This is a genomic window from Mycobacterium sp. BK086, from assembly GCA_004362315.1.
Taxonomy (GTDB): domain Bacteria; phylum Actinomycetota; class Actinomycetes; order Mycobacteriales; family Mycobacteriaceae; genus Mycobacterium.
In genome coordinates, this window is the sequence record SNWL01000007.1 from 473,411 (window position 1) to 496,174 (window position 22,764).

Here is a 22,764-nt window from a genome sequence, read left to right on the forward strand (position 1 = left end):
GCTCGGGTTGGGCATGGAGATGGAGGCTGAGCTCGGGATCGATTCGATCAAGCAGGTCGAGATTTTGGCGGCGTTGCAGGCGAAGTTCCCTGGTGCTCCGGAGATCCCGGCTTCTGAGCTGGCCAATCTGCGCACCTTGCAGGACGTTGTCGACACCGTGTCCGGCTTCTCCGCCGGAGGCAGCACCGATCAGGCTGCCGCAGTGCTGCATTCGGCTCCGGAGTCATCAGCGCCGGTCGGCCTGTCCTGCACCGAAGCCGAACTGCGGGCGGCGCCGCCCAGCGGGTTGGCGATGGCAGGCCTGCGCGACGGCGTCGTCTTCATCACCCGTGAAGATCCCGATTTCGCCGACGCGCTCGAACGGGCGATGACCGCTCGTGGCCTGCAGGCCCGGGCAGTCGACCAGCTGCCCGCCGAAGCGGGTGCCGTGATCAGCCTGGCCGCGCTGGCCCTTGCCCGCACACCGGAAGACTGTGTCGCGGTACACGTGCTGGCTTTCCACGCCGCCCGCAGTGTGGCCCAGAGCAGTGCGCCCACGCGGCTCTTCGTCACCGTGCAGTCGACCGGCGGTCGGTTCGTCGCCGCCGACGTGCCCGTTGGGGTTGCCAGCCTGGTGAAGACCGCCGGCTGGGAGTGGCCCAACGCCTCGGTGCGTGCCATCGACATGGAAACCCTCGATCCGGATCGGCTGGTCGCTGAACTGCTGGAAGGCGGTAGCGGTATCGAGGTCGCTCTGCGCGCTGACGGCACGCGGTTGGTCGCCGTCGACGACATCGAATCCTCGGTGGGGGAGGGCGAGACGATCAGTGTCGCCTCCGGCGGCGTCGTCGTGGTGACCGGCGGCGCACGTGGTGTGACGGCGGAATCGGCGCTCGCGCTGGCCAAGCAGCATGGACTGCGGCTCGTCCTACTGGGCCGCACGCCGCTGCGTGAGGTCTCCGCCGATGAGCCGGCGGGCACCACCGCCGCCGAAATCGCCACCGCACTGGCGGCATCGGCGCGGGCACGTGGCGAGCAGCTGAGCCTGCCGCAGGCCCGGGCACAGGCCGAGAGCCTGCTTGCCGAGCGCGAGGTCCGCGCCACCCTGTCCACCGCAGAGCGGCAGGGCACCCCGGCGCGCTACTTCGCGGCGAGCATCACCGACGAGGCCGCCCTGCGCGGCGTGCTCGACGAGGTTCGGCAGAGCTTCGGCCCGATCGTCGGTGTCGTCCACGGTGCTGGTGTGCTGGCTGACAAGCGGCTAGAGGATCTCGACGACGACGGATTCGTCAAGGTGTTCACCACGAAACTGGTTGGTGCCGAAGCGCTCCTGGACGCAACGTCGACCGACGAACTGCGCTTCATCTCGCTGTTCTCCTCGATCGCGGCGCGTGCCGGAAACCCCGGGCAGGCGGCGTACGCGTCAGCCAATGCCGCGCTGGAGGCCATCGCAGCCCGGGAGTCCGCGCGCCGCAACGGCGAGTGCGTGGTGCGCGCATTCGGGTGGGGCCCGTGGGATGGCGGCATGGTCGACGCCACATTGAAGAGCCGGTTCCTGGCCGGCGGTGTCGGTGTCATCCCGATCGCCGAGGGTGCGCAGTTCTTCGCCGAGCACGCGTTGTGCCGTTCGTCGGCAACAGCGGTCGTGGTCGCCGCACCCGCGGAGCCGCGACTGCGTGCGGCGCGACTGGACTGGGAGGTGTCGGCCGAAGATCTGCCGGTGCTCACCGATCACCAGGTTCGCGGCAAGGTGGTGGTGCCCGTGGTGATCGCGCTGGACGCGATGCTGCGCGGCGCCCGTGGGCTGGTCGCTGATGCGTGCCCGGTGGTCCGCGACTTCCAGGTGCTCTCGGGTGTGACCTTCACCGAGGGTGAACGACAGTCGCTCACCATCGATTTCGAGCCGGCCGACTCCTCGTCGTACACCGTGTCGATCATCGACCGAGACGGCCGGGCGCGTTACCGCGCGACGGTGGACACCGAAGCTGTCGCGTCACCGGAACTCTCGGTGCCGCAGGTGTCGGGGTCGGCGTGGCCGTTGGGTGTCGGGGACGCCTATGCCGGCCCGCTGTTCCACGGCCCGCAGTTCGAGGTCATCTCCGCACTCGATGCGTTCGGAACTGCCGGTGGCTCAGCGACTCTGAAGAGTCTCGAGGAGCTCGGCTGGCCGCAGAACGGCTGGGCGGTCGACGCCGCGAGCATCGACGGCGGCCTGCAGCTGGGCATCGTCTGGGCGAGCGCGCAAGGACGCCCCCTTGTCCTGCCGATCCGGATCGGTCGGGTCGTGCTGCACCGGGCGTTCGGCGACGGCAGCATTGGCCGATGCCGGTTGGCCGCGCATCCGGTCAACGACAAGCGGGTCGACTTCGATATCGCGTACGAAACCTCTGACGGTGCGCTCGTCGCAACGCTGGAAGGTGTGGAGTTCTACGCTGCGGGCACCGCCGCGGACACGTCGGCGTGAGCAGGTTCGAACCCGTCGCGATCGTCGGACGTAGTTGTGTACTGCCAGGTGCCGCAACGCCGGAGGAGCTGTTCGACGCATCCCTGACTGGACGCTGCCTGCTGACGCCCACCCCGCGCGACCAATGGCGCGGGGTGGACCCCGGAAAGCTGCTGGCCAGCGACAAACAGGGCTTGCGGGTGTCCTCGGCGACCGGCGGTTATGTCGAGACATCGTTCGACCTGACCCAATTCGCCGCGCGGATACCTGATTTCGACCGGCTCGACCCGATCGTGCCGTGGCTTGCCCAGTGTGCGCAGCAGGCGCTGGGCGGACCGCTCGCAGCACCGGGAACCGGGCTGATCGTCGGCAACCTGTCCTATCCGAGCACCATGGGGACCGCGTTCGTCGAGTCGGTGTGGACGGGCCAGGGCAACGACGACCCGCGCAACCGCTTCTCGTCGGGGCTGCCGGTGCATCTGGTGGCCGGCGCGATGGAGATGAACGGCCCGGTCTACGCACTCGACGCGGCATGCGCATCGTCGCTCTACGCCATCAAGCTGGCCTGCGATGCGCTGCACGACGGTGACGCGGACGTGATGCTCGCCGGCGGTGTCAACGGTTCGGACGATCTGTTCCTGCATCTGGGTTTCACGTCGCTGCAGGCGCTCAGCCCGTCGGGCCGCTCTCGGCCGTTCCACGCCGAAGCCGATGGCCTGGTGCCCTCGCACGGTGCCGCGCTGGTCGCGCTGAAGCGCCTCGAAGACGCCGAACGCGACGGCGACCACATCCACGGGGTGATCCTGGGGGTCGGGCTCTCCAACGACGGGCGCCAGAGCGGCTTCCTGGCACCGGCCGTGGGCGGACAGACCCGGGCCATGGCGTCCGCGCTCGAACAGGCGGGCCTGACACCGGCCGATATCGACTACGTGGACTGCCACGCCACGGGCACACCGCTGGGTGATGCCACCGAACTGCAGAGCATCGCGGCGGCATACGGCGACGTTCCGCTGAAGTTGGGTGCGCTGAAAGGCAATCTGGGCCACACCATCACGGTGTCGGGCGCGGCCAGCCTGGTGAATGTGCTCTCCGCCATGCAGGCGTCGACCATTCCGCCGACGGTGTGCGAGCAGCCCACCGAGAAGCTGAACGGCACGCCGTTCACCCTGGTGACCACCGCGACACCGTGGGACGGCGAAGTCAAACGCGCGGCGGTCAGCAACTTCGGGTTCGGCGGCAACAACGCGCACCTGATCGTCGAGAACTACCGGGGCCCCATCCCTTCAACGCCCCGCCAGCAGCCGCCGGACGACGAGATCGTCATCTGCGGAATCGGTGTGGTCACCGGTGACGCCCGCGACACTGAGGCGTTCCGTCGCCGCGTCCTCGGTCCTGAGGCGCAACCCACCCCGCTCGACGCCGTCGAGCTCGACCTTGCCGGCCTTGGCTTTCCGCCAAAGGAGCTCGCGGGCAGCCTCAGCCAGCAGACCGTGATGCTGGCGGCCGCGGGGGAGGCGCTGCACAACGTGACCACGGACCCGGAACGCACCGGGGTATTCGTCGGCATGGGGTGTGACGCCACCATTGCGCGGCAGCGGTTGCGGGTGCTGAACGCCGACGACGATCGGTGGTTGGAGGCCAACAAGGAGGCCGCCCCACAGTTGACCGCCGACGGCGTGATCGGAACCATGCCCAACATTCCCGCCAATCGCATCCACGCGCAGCGCGACTTCCGCGGATTCGGCTTCACCGTCTCGACCGAGGAACTGTCCGCGATCACCGCGCTGCAGATCGGCATTCGCGCGTTGCGGCACCGCGAACTCGACACGGTTGTCGCCGGCGCCGTCGACATGTGTTGTGAGCCGGCACATTCGCGCGCGGCGGATGCGCTCGACGTGGACACCAGTGTGGCGCACGGCGATGCGGCCGCCGCGTTCGTCCTCAAGCGGCGCGCCGACGCCGAAGCCGCCGGTGACGAGATCATCGCCGTCATCGATACCGACGACGAGCCGATCGCGACGGATTCGAACTTCGCCGAGGCGCGGATCGGCCGCACCCACGCGGCCAGCGCGGCGGTGGAGATCGCGGCCCGCGCGGAAGCCGTGCGCGCGCGGGTACGGGTAGACCAGGCCGGCGCGCAGCCGGCACCGGGCGGCACCACCGCGGCGGTGTGGGTAGAGGCGCTGGGCGGACATGCCGACGGAATCACGGTGTCTGCGGCCGGCGGTGCGCCGAAACCGTTGGCGGTCAGTGTTGTTCCGGTCTCGGAGCGGTACGCCGCCGAGAACCGGGCCGAGCTGCTGGGCCGGCTGCAACGCGGTGAGCCGGGCGGAACCGGACCGGTGCGGTGCTCGTTGGTCGGCGACAGCCAGACCACGCTCGACACGCTTCGGCAGCAGGCCGTGCAGCGGCTGGAACGAGGCGAGGCGCCGGTGGTCCCGGGCATCGCGTATGCCGAGACGCCGATGACCGGAGAACTCGCGTTCACGTTCACCGGCGCCGCCGCGGCGTATCCGGGTGCCGGGCGGGATCTGTTGTTCGCGTGGCCCGAGATCGGTGACGCGCTCACCCAACGCTTCTCCGGCGTCGGCGACCTGGCCCGTGCTCTGCACGGTGCCGGGATCTCCACCCTGGATCCGCGTACCCAGCTGACCGGTTGCGCGCTGGTCTGCCAGTCGCAGGCCGAGTTCTCCCGCACCGTGCTGGGTCTCAAACCCGCTGCTGCCATTGGTCTTTCGTCGGGTGAGACGAACTCACTGATGGCCTTCGGGGTCTGGAGCGACCTGGAGCCGATGCTCGATGAGATCGAGGCGTCCGGCATGTACGGCGACGAGCTGACCGGCGAATGCCGGGTGGCGGCCGCCGACTGGGGGCTGGGTGATCAACCCGCGCCGTGGGAGTGCTGGCGGATCACCGCACCCCGCGCGCAGGTCGACGCGGCGCTCGCCCTCGAGTCGCGCGCATATATGACGATTGTTCAGGCACCCGACGATTGCGTGATCGGTGGCGATCCCGCGGCGTGCCGGCGGGTGATCGACGCCGTCGAGGGCGCGACCGCGATACCGCTGGGTCTGGACATGGTCATCCACTGCGAAGCGATGGCACCGTTCGCCGATACCTGGCGCAACATCCACACCCGCGAGACGCACGAGGTGCCGGACGTCCGGTTCTACACCAACGCGGTGAACCGGGCGTATGTGCCGACGCGGGAGGCCGCCGCCGAGGCGATCACCCGGCAGGCCCTCGAACCGATCGATTTCCCGGCCACGATTCTCCAAGCATGGGAGGACGGCGTTCGGATCTTCGTCGAGCACGGGCCCCGCGCGATCCTGACCGGCGCGGTGGCGAAGATCCTCGGCGATCGTCCACATCTGGCGGTCGCGCTGGACGCCCAGGAGCGCCGCGGGCTGCGTGCGCTGGCCGAAAGCGTCTGCAAGCTATGGGTTCACGGATTGCCCGTCGACATCGATGCCTTCGAGGCGCGGATCCGGCAGTTACGTGAACAGGGCCAGTCAGCACAAGACGGGAATACCCGAAAGCTGACGCTGGCCGCTCATTGGCCCGATATCGTCGCGACACCCGAAGTGCCCAAGACTGTTTCGACGCCGACGCCGACGACGGTGTCCAAGAACGGAAGCGTGCCCATGCCCCAGGTGGACCACGGAAGTGTTCAAGTCATGCCGCCCGCGCCGGCGCAGCCGGCGGCGCTGGTGGTCGCCCAAGAGGTCGTCGTCCAATCCGTGCCGGAGGCGAGACCGGTCGTCGCCAAGCCGGTCGCGCCGGCTGCCGCGGCAGTCAGCGATCAGACCACCGCGGCACTGAATCTGGTTGCCTCGGTCAGTGATGCGCACACCGCGTTCCTCGAGCGGCAAGCCGAGGCCCACACCTCGTTCCTGAAGTCCCGCGGCGATCTGCTCGCGCTGGTGTCGGGACGACGGGGATCGGTGCCCACGGTCGTGGCCAGCGCTCCGGTGCTCCCCGCACCCGCACCCGCGCCCACTCCGGTCATGCCTGCGCCCGCACCGATGCCCCCGGCGCCGCCTGCTCCGAGCGCACCTCCGCCACCGCCGCCGGTGGCGGTCAAGCCGGCGCCCGCTCCCGCACCGAGCGCGCCTGCTCCGGCGCCCAGCAAGCGACCCGCGCCGGCCAAGGAACCCCTGTGGTCCCGCGCGCAGCTGGAAATACTTGCCGGAGGCAACGTTTCGGAGGTGATGGGGCCGAAGTTCGCCGAGTACGACCAGTACGAGCGCCTGGTACGGATGCCTGAACCGCCGCTGCTGCTGGCCGACCGGGTGATGAGCATCGAGGGTGAGCCCGGCACGATGGGAACCGGTCTGATCGTCACCGAGACCGACGTCGACCCGGACGCCTGGTACATCCACAACGGCCGGATGTCGCCGGGTGTGGTGATCGAGAGCGGACAGGCCGACCTGCTGCTCGCCTCGTACCTTGGCGCGGATTTCACCAACCGCAGCGAACGGGTCTACCGCCTGCTCGGGTGCGATCTGACGTTCATGGGTGAACTGCCCAAGGGTGGCGACACGCTGCACTACGAGATCCACATCGACGGGCACGCGAAAACCGGTGACACCCGGCTGTTCTTCTTCCACTACGACTGCTACATCGGCGACCGGCTGATGATCTCGGTGCGCAATGGTCAGGCCGGTTTCTTCTCCGATGCGGAACTGGCCGAGTCGGACGGGGTGTTGTGGGACGCCGCCGACGACGCTCCGCGTGACGGCGCGGTCCGCGACGAACCGGCCGTCATCACACAGAAGCGGTCGTTCACCCGCGAGGATCTCGAGGCCTTCACCGACGGCCACGCGTATTCGTGTTTCGGAGCCGGATTCGAACGCGCGGCCGCCCATACTCGCACGCCGTCGCTGCCGAAGGGCAAGCTGCGGTTGATCGACGAGATCGCCGAATTCGATCCGACCGGCGGGCCATGGGGCCGTGGCTATCTGCGCGCCACCGCCGCGGTGCCCAAGGACATGTGGTTCTACGACGGGCATTTCAAGAACGATCCCTGCATGCCCGGCACGCTGATGGCCGACGCGGCCACGCAGGCGCTGTCCTTCGCGATGGCCGCCTACGGGTTCACCATCGAGCGCGACGGCTGGCGGTTCGAGCCCGTCCCGGATGACATGGCGCGCTTCGTGTGTCGCGGGCAGGTGACTCCCGACGCCGATCACATGCTCGACTACGAGGTGTTCATCGAAGAGATCATCGACGGGCCGACCCCCACCGTGTTCGCCGCATTGCTTTGCCGCAGTGACGGTTTCAAGGTGTTCCACGCCCGGCGCTTCGGTATGCGTCTGGTCCCGGACTGGCCGATGCCGCCCGGTGCGCCCGGCCCCGTGCAGATCTTGGCCGGTACCAACGATGTTCGCGGCGATCAGGGCGCTCTGCTGGCCTGCGGGCGTGGCATGCCCTCGGATGCGTTCGGTGCGCTGTACGCACCGTTCGACGGCACCCGCCGGGCGCCGCGCCTGCCCGACGAGCCCTACCACTTCATGTCGCGGGTGCTCAGCGTCTCCAGCCCGCCGGGGGTGCCCACCAAGGGCGGCACGGTGGTCGCGGAATACGACGTTCCCGCCGGTGAGTGGTATTTCGGGGACGCCCACGTCGATGCGGTTCCGATGCCGGTGCTCATCGAAATCCTGCTGCAGCCGTGTGGCTGGTTGTCCTCGTACAACGGTTTCGCCGCCAATCGTCATGATGACGTGGTGTTCCGCAATCTCGACGGTGGCGAGGTCGTCCAACGCCGGCCCGCGCGGGTCGGGACGCTGCGGGTGACGTCGACGCTGGAACGTTTTGCCGACGGCGCCGGCTCGACGATCGTGTTCTTCGACGTCGTCTGCACGCAGGACGATGAAGTCGTCATGACGATGAAGACGGCGTTCGGGTTCTTCAGCCCGGAAGCGCTCAAGACCCAGGTCGGCCTGCGAATGAAACCCGGTGTGCTGGAGGCGCTTTCCGTGCCGGCCCCGGTCGCCCTGTCTTACCGGGCCGCCGAACTCGACGGAGCGCCGTGGCTGGACCAGGGCCGGCTGCAGGTCATCGACCGGGTGAACTTCTGGCCGGATGGGGGAGAGGCCGGCCTGGGCCGGCTGGTCGCCGAGTACGACGTCACCCCCGAAGCCTGGTTCTTCAAGGCCCACTTCTTCCAGGATCCGGTGCAGCCGGGGTCGCTCGGGCTGGAGGCCATGCAGCAGGCGGCGCGCGCAGCGGTGCGGTTGGCCGGGTTGGTCGGCGCCGGTGACGAATTCGAGTTCGAGCCGGTGGCTCTCGACCAGATGTTCAGCTGGAAGTTCCGCGGCCAGGTCACGCCGACCAACAAGCAGACCAAATCCGAAATCGAGATCCAGTCCACGCAGAGCGATGACCGTGGCGTGCTGGTCGTGTTCGACGGTCGGTTCTGGTGCGATGACCTCTGCATCTACGAGACCCGCGGGATGGGCGTTCGTGTCATCCGCAAGGCGCCATGAAAGGGATCGTCCTGGCGGGCGGCTCAGGCACCCGTCTGCATCCGATCACGCTCGGCGTCTCCAAGCAGCTGATCCCGGTCTACGACAAGCCGATGGCGTATTACCCGTTGTCGACGTTGATGCTGGCGGGGATTCGCGACATCTTGGTGATCACCACTCCACACGACGCGGAGAGTTTCGAACGCTTGCTGGGTGACGGATCGCGGTTCGGGGTGTCGATCACATTCGCCCAACAGCCGTCGCCGGACGGGCTGGCGCAGGCCTTCACCATCGGCTCCGACTTCATCGGCGGTGACAAGGTCGCCCTGATCCTGGGTGACAATCTGCTCTACGGGCCGGGCCTGGGCACCCAGCTCAAGAGCTTCACCACCATCGATGGTGGGGCGATCTTCGCGTACTGGGTGGCCGAGCCGTCGGCCTATGGTGTCGTGGAATTCGACCCCAGCGGCGTGGTGGTGTCGCTGGAAGAGAAGCCCAAGCAACCCAAGAGCAACTTCGCGGTCCCGGGTCTGTACTTCTACGACAACGATGTCGTGGACATCGCGAGGGACCTCTCCCCGAGTGATCGGGGTGAATATGAGATCACCGACGTCAACCGTGCCTACCTCGAGCAGGGCCGGTTGCGCGTGCAGGTGTTGCCGCGCGGCACGGCCTGGTTGGATACCGGGACGTTCGACCAGATGACCGATGCGGCCGACTTCGTGCGCACGATGGAACGCCGCACCGGCCTCAAGATCGGTGTGCCCGAGGAAATCGCTTGGCGGCAAGGCTTTCTCAGCGAGGACGAGCTGCGTGAGCGTGCGGAGAAACTGGTGAAGTCGGGCTACGGAACGTACCTGCTGGATCTACTCGAAAGGGGCGCCTAGTGGCTGAGCTACTGGTCACCGGAGGCGCGGGCTTCATCGGATCCAACTTCGTGCACTACGCGGTCGAGCACACCGACCATCACATCACCGTGCTGGACAAGCTCACCTACGCCGGCAACCGGGCATCGTTGGCAGCCCTGCCCGAGAACCGGGTGACCTTCGTCCACGGGGACATCGCCGACGCCGAGTTGGTCGACAAGTTGGTGGCGTCCGCTGATGGGGTTCTGCACTATGCCGCCGAAACCCACAACGACAACTCACTGGACGACCCGGAGCCGTTTCTGCACACCAACCTCATCGGTACGTTCGCGCTGCTGGAGGCGGTCCGCAAATACGGCGTCCGCTACCACCACATCTCGACTGACGAGGTGTACGGCGATCTGGCGTTGGACGACCCGGGACGGTTCACCGAAGCCAGTCCCTACAATCCGTCGTCGCCGTATTCGTCGACCAAGGCCGGCAGCGACCTCTTGGTGCGGGCCTGGATGCGTTCCTACGGTGTGCAGGCGACGATCTCGAACTGCTCCAACAACTACGGGCCCTACCAGCACGTCGAGAAGTTCATTCCCCGCCAGATCACCAACGTCCTTCGCGGCACTCGGCCCAAGCTCTATGGCGATGGCCTGAACGTGCGGGACTGGATCCACGCCGACGACCATTCAGCGGCCGTTCTGCTGATCTTCGAGAAGGGCCGCATCGGCGACACGTATCTGATCGGTGCCGACGGGGAGAAAGACAACAAGACCGTCATCGAAATGATCCTGACGCTCATGGGTCACGACGCCGACGACTACGAGCAGGTGCCGGACCGGACCGGCCACGATCTGCGCTACGCCATCGACGCGACTAAGCTGCGGGACGAGCTCGGGTGGCGGCCACGGTATCCAGATTTCGGACAGGGCCTGACCGCGACCATAGAGTGGTACCGCGATCACGAGGACTGGTGGGTACCCAGCAAAGATGCCACAGAAGCGTTCTACGCCCGCATCGGGCAGTGACAGGAAAGCACGGGGGATGACGGAGCTCGGGAAGACGCTGCGCGCAACGGCCACGGCAATTCCGGGGCTCGTGATCTGGGACCTGCCTGTCCACGGCGACAACCGCGGCTGGTTCAAGGAGAACTGGCAGCGCGAGAAGATGATTGCCGCCGGTATGCCCGACTTCGGACCGGTGCAGAACAATGTCTCGTTCAACGAATCGGCCGGCACCACGCGGGGCATTCACGCCGAGCCGTGGGACAAGTACATCTCGGTTGCCACCGGCCGCATCTTCTGCGCGTGGGTCGATCTGCGGGACGGGCCGACGTTCGGCACCGTGGTCACCGCGGAGGTCGATCCGTCGCGTTCGGTGTTCGTGCCGCAGGGCGTCGGCAACGGATTCCAGACGCTGGAACCCAACACCGCCTACACCTACCTGGTCAACGACCATTACTCACCCGACGGCGTCTACACCTCGCTGAACCCGGCCGACACGACCATCGCCGTCGACTGGCCGATTCCGCTGGACCAGGCCGAACTGTCCGCCAAGGACAAGGCCCAGGGGCCGCTGTCCGAGGTGGTTCCCGTCCAGCCGCGCAAGACTCTGGTGATCGGCTGCAACGGCCAGCTGGGCCGCGCGCTGCGGGCGGCATTCGACGGGGCTTCGTACGTCGAGTATGTCGACCTGCCCGACTTCGACCTCACCTCACCGGATTTCGCGTCGGCGCGCTCCTGGCGGGACTACGACACGATCATCAATGCGGCTGCCTTCACGGCGGTGGACGTCGCCGAGACCCCGGAGGGGCGTGCGGCGGCATGGGCCGCCAACGTCACCGGCATCGCGAATCTCGCGCGGGTCGCGGCGGCGCACCGGCTGACCGTTGTGCACGTCTCGACGGACTATGTGTTCGATGGCACCGCGACGCGGCCGTACCGCGAGGACGATCCGATGGCACCCCTCGGTGTCTACGGGCAGACGAAGGCTGCCGGCGATCAGATCATCTCCACGCTGGACAAGCACTACATCCTGCGCACCTCGTGGGTGATCGGTGAAGGCCGAAACTTCGTGCGCACCATGCTTTCCCTGGCCGAGCGCGGTATCGACCCCTCGGTGGTCGACGACCAGGTCGGCCGGCTGACCTTCACCTCGGAACTGGCCCGGGCGATCCGGCACCTGACCGAGAACCGCGCGCCATACGGCACGTACAACATGACCGGGTCCGGCCCGGTCACCTCGTGGGCCGACGTGGCGCGACGGACCTTTGAACTCGCCGGCCACGATCCGGGCCGGGTGACCGGGGTATCGACCGAGGAGTACTTCAGCACTGCTGCCACTCCGGTGTCGCCGCGCCCGCTGCGCGGTGTGCTCGACCTGACGAAGATCGAGTCCACCGGATTCGTGCCCGCCGCCGCCGACGAGACGCTGGTGGACTACATCCGCGCGGAGAGCAACGCGAGCCAGACCGCGGCCCGCTAACGAATCAGACCGAGGTTCTTGGGATTTCGGTGGTGACCGCATCGTCGTCGTGGTCCGTGCGCGGCAGCATGTAGGCACGCACGGACGCACGAGTCCCTTGCGACCGGAGCATCACGCTGGCCGGGCGAGGACGCACCCGCTGCGGCCACCAGAACCACCGGCCGAGCAGCACCGCGATCGACGGTGTCATGAACGACCGCACGACCAGGGTGTCGAACAGCAGGCCCAGGCCGATGGTGGTGCCGACCTGACCGATGATCTGCAGATCGCTGGTGACCATCGCGGCCATGGTAAACGCGAACACCAGGCCGGCGTTGGTCACGACCTTGCCGGTGCCGCCCATGGCCCGGATGATGCCGGTATTGATGCCGGCGCCCAGTTCTTCCTTTATTCGGGATACCAGCAGCAGGTTGTAGTCGGAGCCGACCGCCAAGAGCACGATCACCGACATCGGCAGCACCATCCAGTGCAGCTTGATGTCGAGAATGTACTGCCAGAGCAATACCGACAGACCGAACGATGCGCCCAACGAGAGTGCGACCGTGCCGACGATCACCAAGGCGGCGATCAGGCTGCGGGTGATGAGCAGCATGATGATGAAGATCAGGCAGAGCGCGCCGACGGCGGCGATCCACAGATCGTATTTGGAGCCGTCGCTGAAGTCCTTGAACGTCGCCGCGGTGCCGGCGATCGAGATTTTGGCGCCCTGCAGCGGGGTGGTCTTGAGGGCTTCTTCGGCCGCAGATCTGATCTTGGCGATACTCGCGATACCTGAGGGCGACGCGGGTTCGTCCTTGTGGGAAATGATGAACCGCGCGGCTTTTCCGTCCGGGGACAGGTAGGCGCTCATCGCCCGCTTGAAGTCCGGATTCTCGAAAACCTCGGGCGGCAGATAAAAGGAGTCATCGTCCTGGGCGGCGTCGAAGGCTTGACCCATGGTGGTCGTGTTCATGTTGGTGTCGTCCAGCACACCGAACGTCCCGGACATGGTGCTGTGCATCTTCAGCATCATGTCCCGCATCCCCTCCATGATCGTGATCATCTGGGGGATCTGTTCGAGCAGCTGCGGCATCAATTTGTCGAGGTCACCGAGATGCACCAGCATCTCTTTCATCTTGTCGTTGAGTGCGGTGATGCCGTCGATCGCATCGAATACCGACCGCATCGTCCAGCACAGCGGAATGTCGTAGCAGTGCGGTTCCCAATACAGGTAATTGCGGATCGGCCTGAAGAAGTCGTCGAAGTCGGCCGCATTGTTCATCAAAATCGTGATGACTTGCGACATTTCTTTCGTGGTGATGAACGAGTCATGCGTAATTTGGTTGAGCTGCTTCTGCAACTCGTACATGCGCTTCATCAATTCGATCTGCCGGTTGATCATTCCGACCTGTTTCAACAGGTCGTCCATGCGGGCTTGCATGAACTTCAGGCTGCTCTGCATGCCGGCGTTCTGCATGTCCATCAGGAACGGTATGGAGGTGTGCTCGATCGGGGTGCCCTCGGGCCGGGTAATGCCCTGGACCCGAGATATACCGGGAACCTTGAAAATTGCCTTCGCGATTTTGTGCAGGATCAAGAAATCTGCGGGATTCCGCATGTCGTGATCGGATTCGATCATCAGGATTTCCGGCATCATGCGCGCCTGGGAAAAGTGGCGATCGGCGGCGGCATTTCCCACGTTCGCGGGCAAGTCTTTGGGGATGTAGAGCCGGTCGTTGTAGCTCGTTTGATAGCCGGGCAGCGCCAGAAGGCCGACCAGCGCGATCGCGATCGTCGTGATGAGAATGGGCACCGGCCAGCGGACGACCGCAGTGCCGATTCGGCGCCAGCGACGGTTCCTGAGCCGGACCTTGGGGTCGAACAGTCTCAGGCGGCTGCCGACCGCGAGAAACGACGGAACCAATGTGACGGCCACCCCGACGGCGACGAACATGCCGACAGCCGACGGCACGCCCATGCTCTGGAAGATAGGAAGCCGGGTGAAGCTCAGGCACAACATGGCCCCGGCGATCGTGAGACCGCTGCCCAGCACTACCGGCGCGACGCTGCGGAAGGTGCTGTAGAAGGCGGTCTCGATGTCCTCGCCGACCTGACGCGCTTCGTGATATCGGCCGAAGAAGAAGATGCCGTAATCGGTACCGGCCGCCATTGACAAGGCGACCAGCAGGCTGACGGCGAAGGTCGAGAGGCCGATGACATTGTGGTCGGCGAGAAAGGCGACAACGCCGCGGGCGATGAGGACTTCGATACCGACCGTCAGCAGCAGGCCGAGGACCGTGATGATCGACCGGTAGACGAAGAGCAGGATCACAAAGATGATGACGCCGCCCACCGCCGTCATCTTGATCATCGAATGGTCGCCGGCGTGCTGCATGTCGGCGACCAACGCGGCGGGGCCGGTGACGTAGACCTTGATGCCGGGCGGCGCGGTCGTTCGTTCGACGATCCCGCGAACCGCGGCAATTGACTGTTGGCCCAGCGTCGTCCCTTGATTGCCGGCCAGGTTCAGCTGAATGTAGACGGCCTTGCCGTCTTTGCTCTGTGCGCCGGCCGCGGTGAGCCGATCTCCCCACAAGTCTTGTACGTGCTCGACGTGCTTGGTATCGCTCTTGAGCGCGCGAATCAGTCCGTCGTAGTACGCGTGCGCCTCGTCACCGAGTTCCTGTTGCCCCTCCATCACCAGCATGGCGAAACTGTCGGAGGACGACTCCTTGAATTCCGCGCCCATCCGGTGCATGGCAATGACCGCCGGGGCGTCCTGCGGGGCCATCGGTACGGAGTGGTCTCGGCCGACGGTCTCGAGCCAGGGGACGAAGAACGTCACGTAGACCGTGATCGCCACCCACGCCACGATGATCAGCGGCGACAGCGCACGGATCGACCGCGCGATCAGCGGGCGATCGAGCTGATGTGCCGGCTCAGTCCTGGTCTGGATATCCGACACTTACTTCTCTTGGTTCAGCAACAGGGCGCGCACCAGCGGGCGCGGTCCCGTGGGTCGGAGCATCGTGCTGGCGGGGCGGGGCCGGACCCGTTGTGGCCACCAGAACCAACGTCCCAACAGTGCCGCGATGGACGGTGTCATGAACGCCCGCACCACCAAGGTGTCGAACAGCAGACCCAGCGCGATCGTGGTGCCCAACTGGCCGATGCTGACCAGATCACTGACCATCATCGACGCCATCGTGAACGCGAATACCAGGCCGGCGGTGGTCACGACCTTGCCGGTGCCGGCCATTGCCCGAATGATGCCGGTGTTGATGCCTGCGCCCAATTCTTCTTTCATTCTGGCGACGAGCAGCAGGTTGTAATCGGATCCGACCGCCAAAAGAATGATCACTGTCATGACGAATACGGACCAGTGCAACGGTATGCCCAACAGGTACTGCCAAACGAATACAGCCAGACCGAATGATGCACCCAATGACAGCAATACCGTGCCGACAATCACCATTGCGGCGATCAGACTTCGCGTCACGATCAGCATCACGACGAAGATGAGGCAGAGCGCGGCAACGACCGCAATCATCATGTCGTATCGGGTGCCGGTCACCAGATCTTTCACCAGTGCCGCCGTGCCGGAGAGCGAAATCTGCGAGCCTTCCAGCGGCGTTCCCTTGAGCGCTTCCTCGGCCGCGCTCTTGATCGCATCGACGCGGGCGATACCGTCCGGTGAGGTGGGGTCGCCCTTCTGGGAGATGAGCATGCGGACGGCCTTCCCGTCCGGTGAGATGAAGATCTTCATGACCCGCTTGAAGTCTTCGTTCTTGAAGACCTCCGGCGGCACATAGAACGAATCATCGTTCTGGGCCGCGTCGAAAGCCTTGCCCATCGCAGTCGAATTCGCGCCGTTGTCGTCCATCTGACCGAAGACGCCCGACATGGTGCTGTGCATGGTGAGCAGCATTCCGCGCATGCCCTCCATGATCGAAATCATCTCCGGGAACTGCGCGAGCAGCTGCGGCATGATGACGTCCATCTGGTCGAGATTTCCGACCAGCTGCTGGAGCTTCTCGGTCAGCCCGTCGACGCCGTCCAGGATGTCGAAGATGCTTCTGACAGACCAGCACAGCGGGATGTTGAAGCAGTGCGGTTCCCAATACAGATAGTTCCGAATAGGCCGGAAGAAATCCTCGAAGTCGGCAATGTGATCACGCAATTGCATGGTGATGTCAGCCATTTCGTGCGTGCTTTTCACCATTTCGTGCATCGTCGCTGACATCTGCTTCATGAGGCCGTACATGCGCGACATGATGTCGATCGATTGCTGCAATTGATCGGCCTGTGTGAGCAGGTCCGCCATCCGTGCTTTCTGAAAGAACATGAATTGCTGCTGGCCGGCCTGTTGCGTGCTCATCAGGTACGGAATCGTCGTGTGTGCGATCGGAGTTCCCTCCGGCCGGGTCACAGCCTGAACCTTCTCGATACCCGGAACCGCGAGTACGGCTTTGGCCAGCTTGTTGAGCACCAGGAAATCGGCCGGATTGCGCAGATCATGATCGGTCTCGACCATGAGCACCTCGGGTGACATCATCGCCGACGGGCTGAAATGCCGCGATGCCGCCTGAATTCCCTCGGTGGCCGGGATGTTCTTCGGGAGGAAGTGCTGGTCGTTGTAGTCGGGCTTGAAGCCCGGCAGCGTCAACAGTCCGATCAGCGTGACCGCCAGCGAGGCGACCAGAATGGGTCCGGGCCACCGGACGATGGCCGTTCCGATCCGTCGCCAGCCGAAGGCTCTGGCGGTCCGCTTGGGCTCGAAGAGGCCGAATCGGCTGCCGACCGCGATCACCGCGGGGACGAGTGTGAGGGCGACGGCGACCGCGACCATGATGCCCACCGCGCAAGGAATGCCGAGGGCCTGGAACGCGGGCAGGCGGGTGAAGTGAAGGCAGAGTGTGGCGCCGGCGACCGTCGAGCCGGTGGCCAAGACGACATGGGCGACGCCGCGGTAGGTCGTGTAAAAGGCGGTCTCTTTGTCCTCGCCGGCCAGGCGCGCCTCGTGATAGCGCCCGATGAAGAAGATCCCGTAGTCGGTCCCGGCCGCGATCACCAGGGCTACCAACAGATTAACCGCGAAGGTGGTCAGGCCGATGATCTCGTGGTGACCGAGCAGCGCGACGAATCCACGTGCCGCCTGCAGCTGGACTCCGACCACCATCAACAACAGGATCACGGTGAGCGGGGAACGGTACACAAAGAGCAGCGTCACGAGGATCACCAGGATGCTCACCAACGTGATGGTGGTGACGGTGCTGTTGCCGCTGACGCTCATGTCCGCGGCGAGTGCGGCCGGACCGGTGACGTAGGTCTTGATCCCCGGTGGCGCCGGTGTCTCCGCGATGATGTGTTGCACTGCCCGGACGGACTCGTTGGCCATGGCCTCGCCCGGCTTGCCGGTCACCGACAGCTGAACGTAGGCCGCCTTACCGTCATCGCTTTCGGCCGCGGCGCTGGTGAGCGGATCACCCCAGAAGTTCTGAATGTGCTGCACATGCTTGGGGTCGCTGCGCAGCTGGCGGATCAAGCCGTCGTAGTAGGCGTGGGCCTCATCGCCGAGGGGTTGCTGGCCTTCCAGCACGATCATCACCGCGGCCGTGCCGGACACCGATTCCTGGAAGACTTCGGACATGCGCTGAGTGGCGCGGAATGACGGTGCATCGGTGGGGTTTTGAGAAATCGAGTGCTCTGCCTCGACCTGCTCCAGTGTCGGGACCCCGAGGGTCAAGCCGACGACGACCGCCAGCCATCCCAAGATGATGAGCGCCGAAAATCGGCGGATCGTCTTCGCGACCACGGACTGGCCGGAGTGCAGCTCGTGATTACTCATGCGGCCTTCAGCAGACAGGAAACAAAAGAACTGACTTCATGCGTGGTGGTGTTGTCGGCCTTGACGACGCCGTCGACGGTGATGCGGCAACCGATGGTTTCGCTGTCACCCTGCGCGGCGATACTTCCGATGCCCGCCGCCGCTGAGATCGGGAACTCCAGCGACCACGGCAGCGTCACGTTCTGGTGGACCGGGTCACCGTTCTCGTCGAAGTAGCTGATCTGGGCCGCGGTTCCCGGCGGTCCGAAGACTTCGTATTTCATCTTCTTCGGGTTGTAGGGCTTGCCCTTGTCGTTCTTCGTGTCGCCGTAGGAGAGGGTCTTCTCGTTGCCGAAGATCCCGTGCAGGCGCGACACGGCCAGCCCGCCCGCCGCGAGCACGGCGACCACGACCAGCGGAATCCACAGGCGGCCCAGCAACTTGATCACGAGTCCCCGATTTCGACGGCGTCCGCGAGATCTGCTCTCGGCCGGAGGCACAGGCGGCGATTGGTCAGCGGGCTGCACTGCGGTGTCCTCGCGGGGCCAGGTGGTGGCATCGGGCTCAGTTTGCGCAACGTCGGGCAAACTTCCGTCGATCACTGCACGCCGACCTTTCCCGTCTGCCGAGTGTTTCCACTCCTGGCGCCAGCCGTCAGATGGAGCGTCCGACTACACATCGAGGCACGGCGTCTCTCGTAACCCCCAAGGGGTGGGTGTCACGGCCAGCGCGACAACAGTCCCCGCAAATGTGCGGGGCCGTCGATTACGCGACCGATCTCGACGAGAGTCAACCATGCTGATGGCCTCCGTGTGGGCTCTTTGCGGTGCAACAGCGGAGCATACGCGTTAGCGCATGCGCGGAGCTGCGGTAATGGCTAAGTCTTATGTTGGTTCACAGGCTAATTGTATTGACGCGTCCGCAACCGGTAGGGCGTCATCGGGTCAGCTCTCATATATAGAGGTATGGCGTCAGTCGATCTCGCCGGTGAGCCCGAACTCGGTCAGCGTCCGCTCGGCCAGCTCCCGTAACTCGGCTCGGGTCGTCACCGAACCCGGCTGATACCCGCGGACGCAGACGCCGACCTGGTTCATCTCCATCGACGTGCCGACGAAAACGTGTAATTGACTGCCCGTTCGCTCGAGCCAGCCGCGGGTGACGTTCTGGCTCGCGCCCCGGGCGAACATCCCGTCGCACAGGGTGCCGTCGGGGCGGCTCGCCGCCGGACCGGTATCGCCGAGGTTCGAGCACACCGCGGGTTGCTCCGGGTCACTGACCGCGTAGTCCATCAGGTGCTTCCATGCCCGCTTGGGGGTGAACGGGGTCAGGGCGACGAGCTCGGCGGATTCGTCGGGGGTGTCCTTGGCGTCTTTGAGTGCCTGCTTGATCGCGGTGCGGGCGGCAGTCAGATCGCTCGCGGCGTCGGTCGGATCGATGCCGACCCGGACGAAGGAGACCGCGACCGCTCGCGCGTCGTCCATGGTGCGGGTGTTGACGGTCAGCAGCATCCTGACGTCGTCGGCGTCACCGTGCCGGCGTCCCATGTGCCGGTCGAGACGCGCGGTGAACGCCGCAGCCAGCGCGCTCGCCGTTCCCCCCAATGCTTCGGCACGCGCGTTCCAGTCGTCCAACCGCAGGCGGATCCAGATGTTGGGCACGATCACGATGTCGTCGGCGCCCCTGGTCGGGGTGGCCACCGGCAGGGAGGCCTGGGCTTGGGAGTGCACGACATCCTGTTGGCGGCGCCGAGCCTCCCTCGCGCCGGCGAGTACCGCCCGCCCGACGTCGGGGGCGTCTTTCGCGGTTTCGCGGATGTCTTGAACGAGTGCCTGAAGGCGCGATCGCGACCGAGGCGGTGGGTAGCCGAGGTCGACAGGCAGACCCAACAGCGCCTGGGTCACCGCGACGGCAGCGCCGATGCCGTCGATGACGTAATGGGACAGAACCAAGCTGATTGCGGTGGAGCCGTCGCCGAGCGGGACAACACTGATTCGCCAGCCCGGTCCCGACTCGGGGTCGATCGGCAGCTGAGTGCGCTCGTCGAACCAGTCGCCGAGTTCATCCCGGGGACGGGGGGTCGTCGCGATATCGAGTTCCGCCGGCTTGGGGTCCGTCACCCACCGCCACCGGCCGAACGGCAAAGGCGACCGCTCGATGAGCCGGCCCATCATTCCCTGGCTGAGTTTGTCGCGGAACCGCTGCAGAGCCTCGAGGTCGACCGGATGCTGGTAAACCCAGCCGACCTGCATCACTTCCCGCTGCCCGGCGGCGTGATGCCCGGCGTAAAAGGCTTGATCCATCAGGACGAGCCGGTTGTCCGGCCGGGCCTTGTCGGGTGCTTGCGCAGGATGTTCCTGGATTGACACGAGCGTCAGAGTAACCGACCGCCTGGGTCGATTTGGCGAGGTTGGGTGGGGCAGGGCAACCGCCCAATACCTTGTCGAAGCGCTCGCGGGAACCCTATTCTGCCGCTGTGATCACAAGCCGGCCCAGTGCCGAGAATCGTCCGGTTGCGCTTTTCGTGTTGGGCAATGGCCGCTCCGGAACATCGGCGCTGGCGCGGGTTCTCTCGCTGTGCGGCGGCTCGCTTCCGCCGGGTCTGTTGGGGGCCACTTCGGAGAATCCGCGCGGCTTCTTCGAGGCGCGCGCGGTCATCCATCTGAACCAGGCGATCCTGCACGACCACGGCAGCTCCGGGTACGACATGGCGCTGGATTCCTACCTCGACGGCACATTCGACGCCGACCGAAACGGCGTCTGGGTCGCCAAGCTGCGGGATTACCTCACGAGCCTGCCCGCCGCCCCGGTCCTGATCATCAAGGAACCCAAGACGACGACGGTGTCCGGCATCTGGTTCGAGGCGGCCCGGCAAGCCGGCTTCGACGTCGCGGCCGTCGTTGCGGTGCGCCATCCGGACGAGATCATCGGATCGTTGGAAAAGCGGGCCAACCAGCAGAATTACGTTGACTCCTCACCCGAACTCACCTGTGCGTGGTGGTTGAAATACAGCCTGCTCGCCGAACGCGACACCCGTGCTGTGCCGCGGGTGTTCGTCGAATACACCAACCTCCTGGCCGACTGGCGCCGGGAACTCAAACGGATCTCGACGGCGCTCGCCATCGATCTCGACGCCAACGATGAGGTCGACGAGTTTCTCACCCCGGATCTTCGGCACCACCAGACTCGCGGCCCGGCCACCGAACCCTTCGGCACCGACTGGATCACCACCGTGTACGACGCGCTGGCCGCCGCCGCCCGCGACGAACGCTGGGACGAGGCCGACCTCGATCGGGTCTTCCAGGCTTATGGCGCGAGCGAACGCGGGTTCCGGCAGGCGTTGAAGGACTCCCGTCGCTACCTCAACGTCGACCGTCTGTTGCCGCCGTTCGTGGTGAAGCTGGGTCTGGAGAGCCTTGCGCTGGTTCACCGGCGCAAGGGGACGTGGGCGTAACAGGATGAAACTCGTACTGGCTTTTTACGGAACCCGCGGGGACGTCGAACCGGGGATCGCCGTCGGTCGCGAGCTGATGCGGCGCGGTCATGATGTGCAGATGGCCGTCCCGCCCGATCTGATCGGTTCGGCCGAGGCTGTCGGACTCACGGCGGTCGCCTACGGCCCCGATACGCAGTCGTGGCTGGAGAACACCCGCGACTTCTGGGGCTACTTCTTCCGCAACTTCTGGCGAGTCCGCGACGTGAAGAAGTACCTCGAGGACTCCCGCAGCCCCGGGATGCGCGCCTGGGGTCCGATGACCCGGGCCCTGGCGTCGGTCGCCGGCGGGGCGGATCTGCTGGTCACCGGGGTCAGCTACGAGGAGCTGGTCTTCGACGTCGCCGAGTACTGCGACGTTCCGCTGGCCACGGTGCTCTGGTATCCGATGCGGGTCAACGGAAAGCTCTTGCCGTTTCTGCCGGAGCCGGTGGTCCGGATGGGGATGAAGGCGGGGGAGTCGCTGATCTGGCGTGGGGTGAAGAAGGAAGTCGACAAGGCGCGCCGGGAACTGGGCCTCGCCCCGGCGACAGGTCCGGTGCCGGGGCGGATCGCGCAGCGCCAGCTGCTGGAGATCCAGGCCTACGACGACGCGCTCTTCCCCGGGCTGGCCGAGGAGTGGGCGCGCTGGAGCGACCAGCGGCCGTTCGTCGGCACCTTGACGCTGGAGTTGGCCACCGAAGAAGACTCCGGCGTGATGTCGTGGATCGCTGCGGGGACACCGCCGATCTGCTTCGGGTTCGGCAGCATCCCGGTGGAGTCGCCCGCCGACATGATTCGCATGATCGCGGGGGCGTGCGCGCAGGTCGGCGAGCGTGCCTTGGTGTGCGCCGGGTGGACCGACTTCAGCGACGTCCCCGAGTTCGACCACGTCAAGGTGGTCGGCGCGGTGAACTACGCGACGATCTTCCCAGCGTGCCGCGCGGTCGTGCACCACGGCGGCGCCGGTACCACCGCGGCAGGCCTGCGCGCGGGAATCCCGACCCTGGTCCTCTACATGGCCGATGTCCAGATGATCTGGGGTGCCGCCATCAAAAAGCTGAAGGTCGGCTCGTCGCGGAAGTTCGCGTCCGCCACCGAGAAGCGGCTGGTCAAGGATCTGCGCACAATCCTCGCGCCGGATTACCGCACCCGGGCCCGCGAACTCGGCGCCAGGATGATCAGACCCGCGGACAGCGTGACCAGAGCTGCCGACCTGTTGGAAGACTTCGCTCGACGCGAGCGGGTTGACTGAGTCG

At 65.8% G+C, this 22,764-nt stretch carries 11 protein-coding genes; 7 read left to right on the forward strand and 4 right to left on the reverse strand.

Annotation, left to right across the window (positions count from 1 at the left end):
* The 5 genes from EV580_RS25995 to EV580_RS26015 all read left to right on the forward strand — a co-directional run.
* Positions 1–2,443: SDR family NAD(P)-dependent oxidoreductase (locus EV580_RS25995; RefSeq protein WP_166654890.1), on the forward strand; the 2,443-nt coding region annotated here is incomplete at its 5' end.
* Positions 2,440–8,910 (forward strand): beta-ketoacyl synthase N-terminal-like domain-containing protein, encoded by a 6,471-nt coding sequence (locus EV580_RS26000; protein ID WP_133694872.1) that lies wholly within the window; start codon positions 2,440–2,442, stop codon positions 8,908–8,910. The genes EV580_RS25995 and EV580_RS26000, both read left to right, overlap by 4 nt.
* Positions 8,907–9,776 (forward strand): glucose-1-phosphate thymidylyltransferase RfbA, encoded by an 870-nt coding sequence (gene rfbA / locus EV580_RS26005; RefSeq protein ID WP_133694873.1) that lies wholly within the window; start codon positions 8,907–8,909, stop codon positions 9,774–9,776. Before EV580_RS26000 ends, rfbA begins: the two co-directional genes overlap by 4 nt.
* A complete protein-coding gene (gene rfbB / locus EV580_RS26010; protein ID WP_133694875.1) occupies positions 9,776–10,774 on the forward strand; it encodes a dTDP-glucose 4,6-dehydratase in 999 nt (332 codons plus the stop codon). Before rfbA ends, rfbB begins: the two co-directional genes overlap by 1 nt.
* Positions 10,775–10,790: 16 nt before the next feature.
* Positions 10,791–12,230, forward strand: a complete 1,440-nt coding sequence (locus EV580_RS26015; RefSeq protein ID WP_133694877.1) for a sugar nucleotide-binding protein — start codon at positions 10,791–10,793, stop codon at positions 12,228–12,230.
* A gap of 4 nt (positions 12,231–12,234) precedes the next feature.
* On the opposite strand, the gene EV580_RS26020 is transcribed toward EV580_RS26015, so the two are convergent.
* From EV580_RS26020 to EV580_RS26035, 4 genes are all read right to left on the reverse strand, one after another.
* A complete protein-coding gene (locus EV580_RS26020; RefSeq protein WP_370629595.1) occupies positions 12,235–15,165 on the reverse strand; it encodes an MMPL/RND family transporter in 2,931 nt (976 codons plus the stop codon).
* Positions 15,166–15,174: 9 nt separating this feature from the next.
* Entirely contained in the window at positions 15,175–18,057 is a 2,883-nt protein-coding gene (locus EV580_RS26025; protein WP_133694880.1) for an MMPL/RND family transporter, read from the reverse strand.
* Positions 18,054–18,473 carry an MmpS family transport accessory protein gene (locus EV580_RS26030; protein WP_133695061.1) on the reverse strand — a complete coding sequence of 140 codons (420 nt, stop codon included), beginning with the start codon at positions 18,471–18,473 and terminating at the stop codon, positions 18,054–18,056. The genes EV580_RS26025 and EV580_RS26030 overlap by 4 nt, the downstream gene beginning before the upstream one ends.
* 534 nt (positions 18,474–19,007) lie before the next feature.
* Positions 19,008–20,402 (reverse strand): condensation domain-containing protein, encoded by a 1,395-nt coding sequence (locus EV580_RS26035; protein WP_286171858.1) that lies wholly within the window; start codon positions 20,400–20,402, stop codon positions 19,008–19,010.
* Between the two features lie 110 nt (positions 20,403–20,512).
* Between EV580_RS26035 and EV580_RS26040 the strand changes: the two genes are divergently transcribed.
* On the forward strand, positions 20,513–21,487 hold the full coding sequence (locus EV580_RS26040; RefSeq protein WP_133695065.1) for a sulfotransferase family protein: 975 nt from the start codon (positions 20,513–20,515) through the stop codon (positions 21,485–21,487).
* Between the two features lie 4 nt (positions 21,488–21,491).
* A complete protein-coding gene (locus tag EV580_RS26045) occupies positions 21,492–22,760 on the forward strand; it encodes a glycosyltransferase (RefSeq protein ID WP_133694882.1) in 1,269 nt (422 codons plus the stop codon).
* Positions 22,761–22,764: the final 4 nt, after the last annotated feature.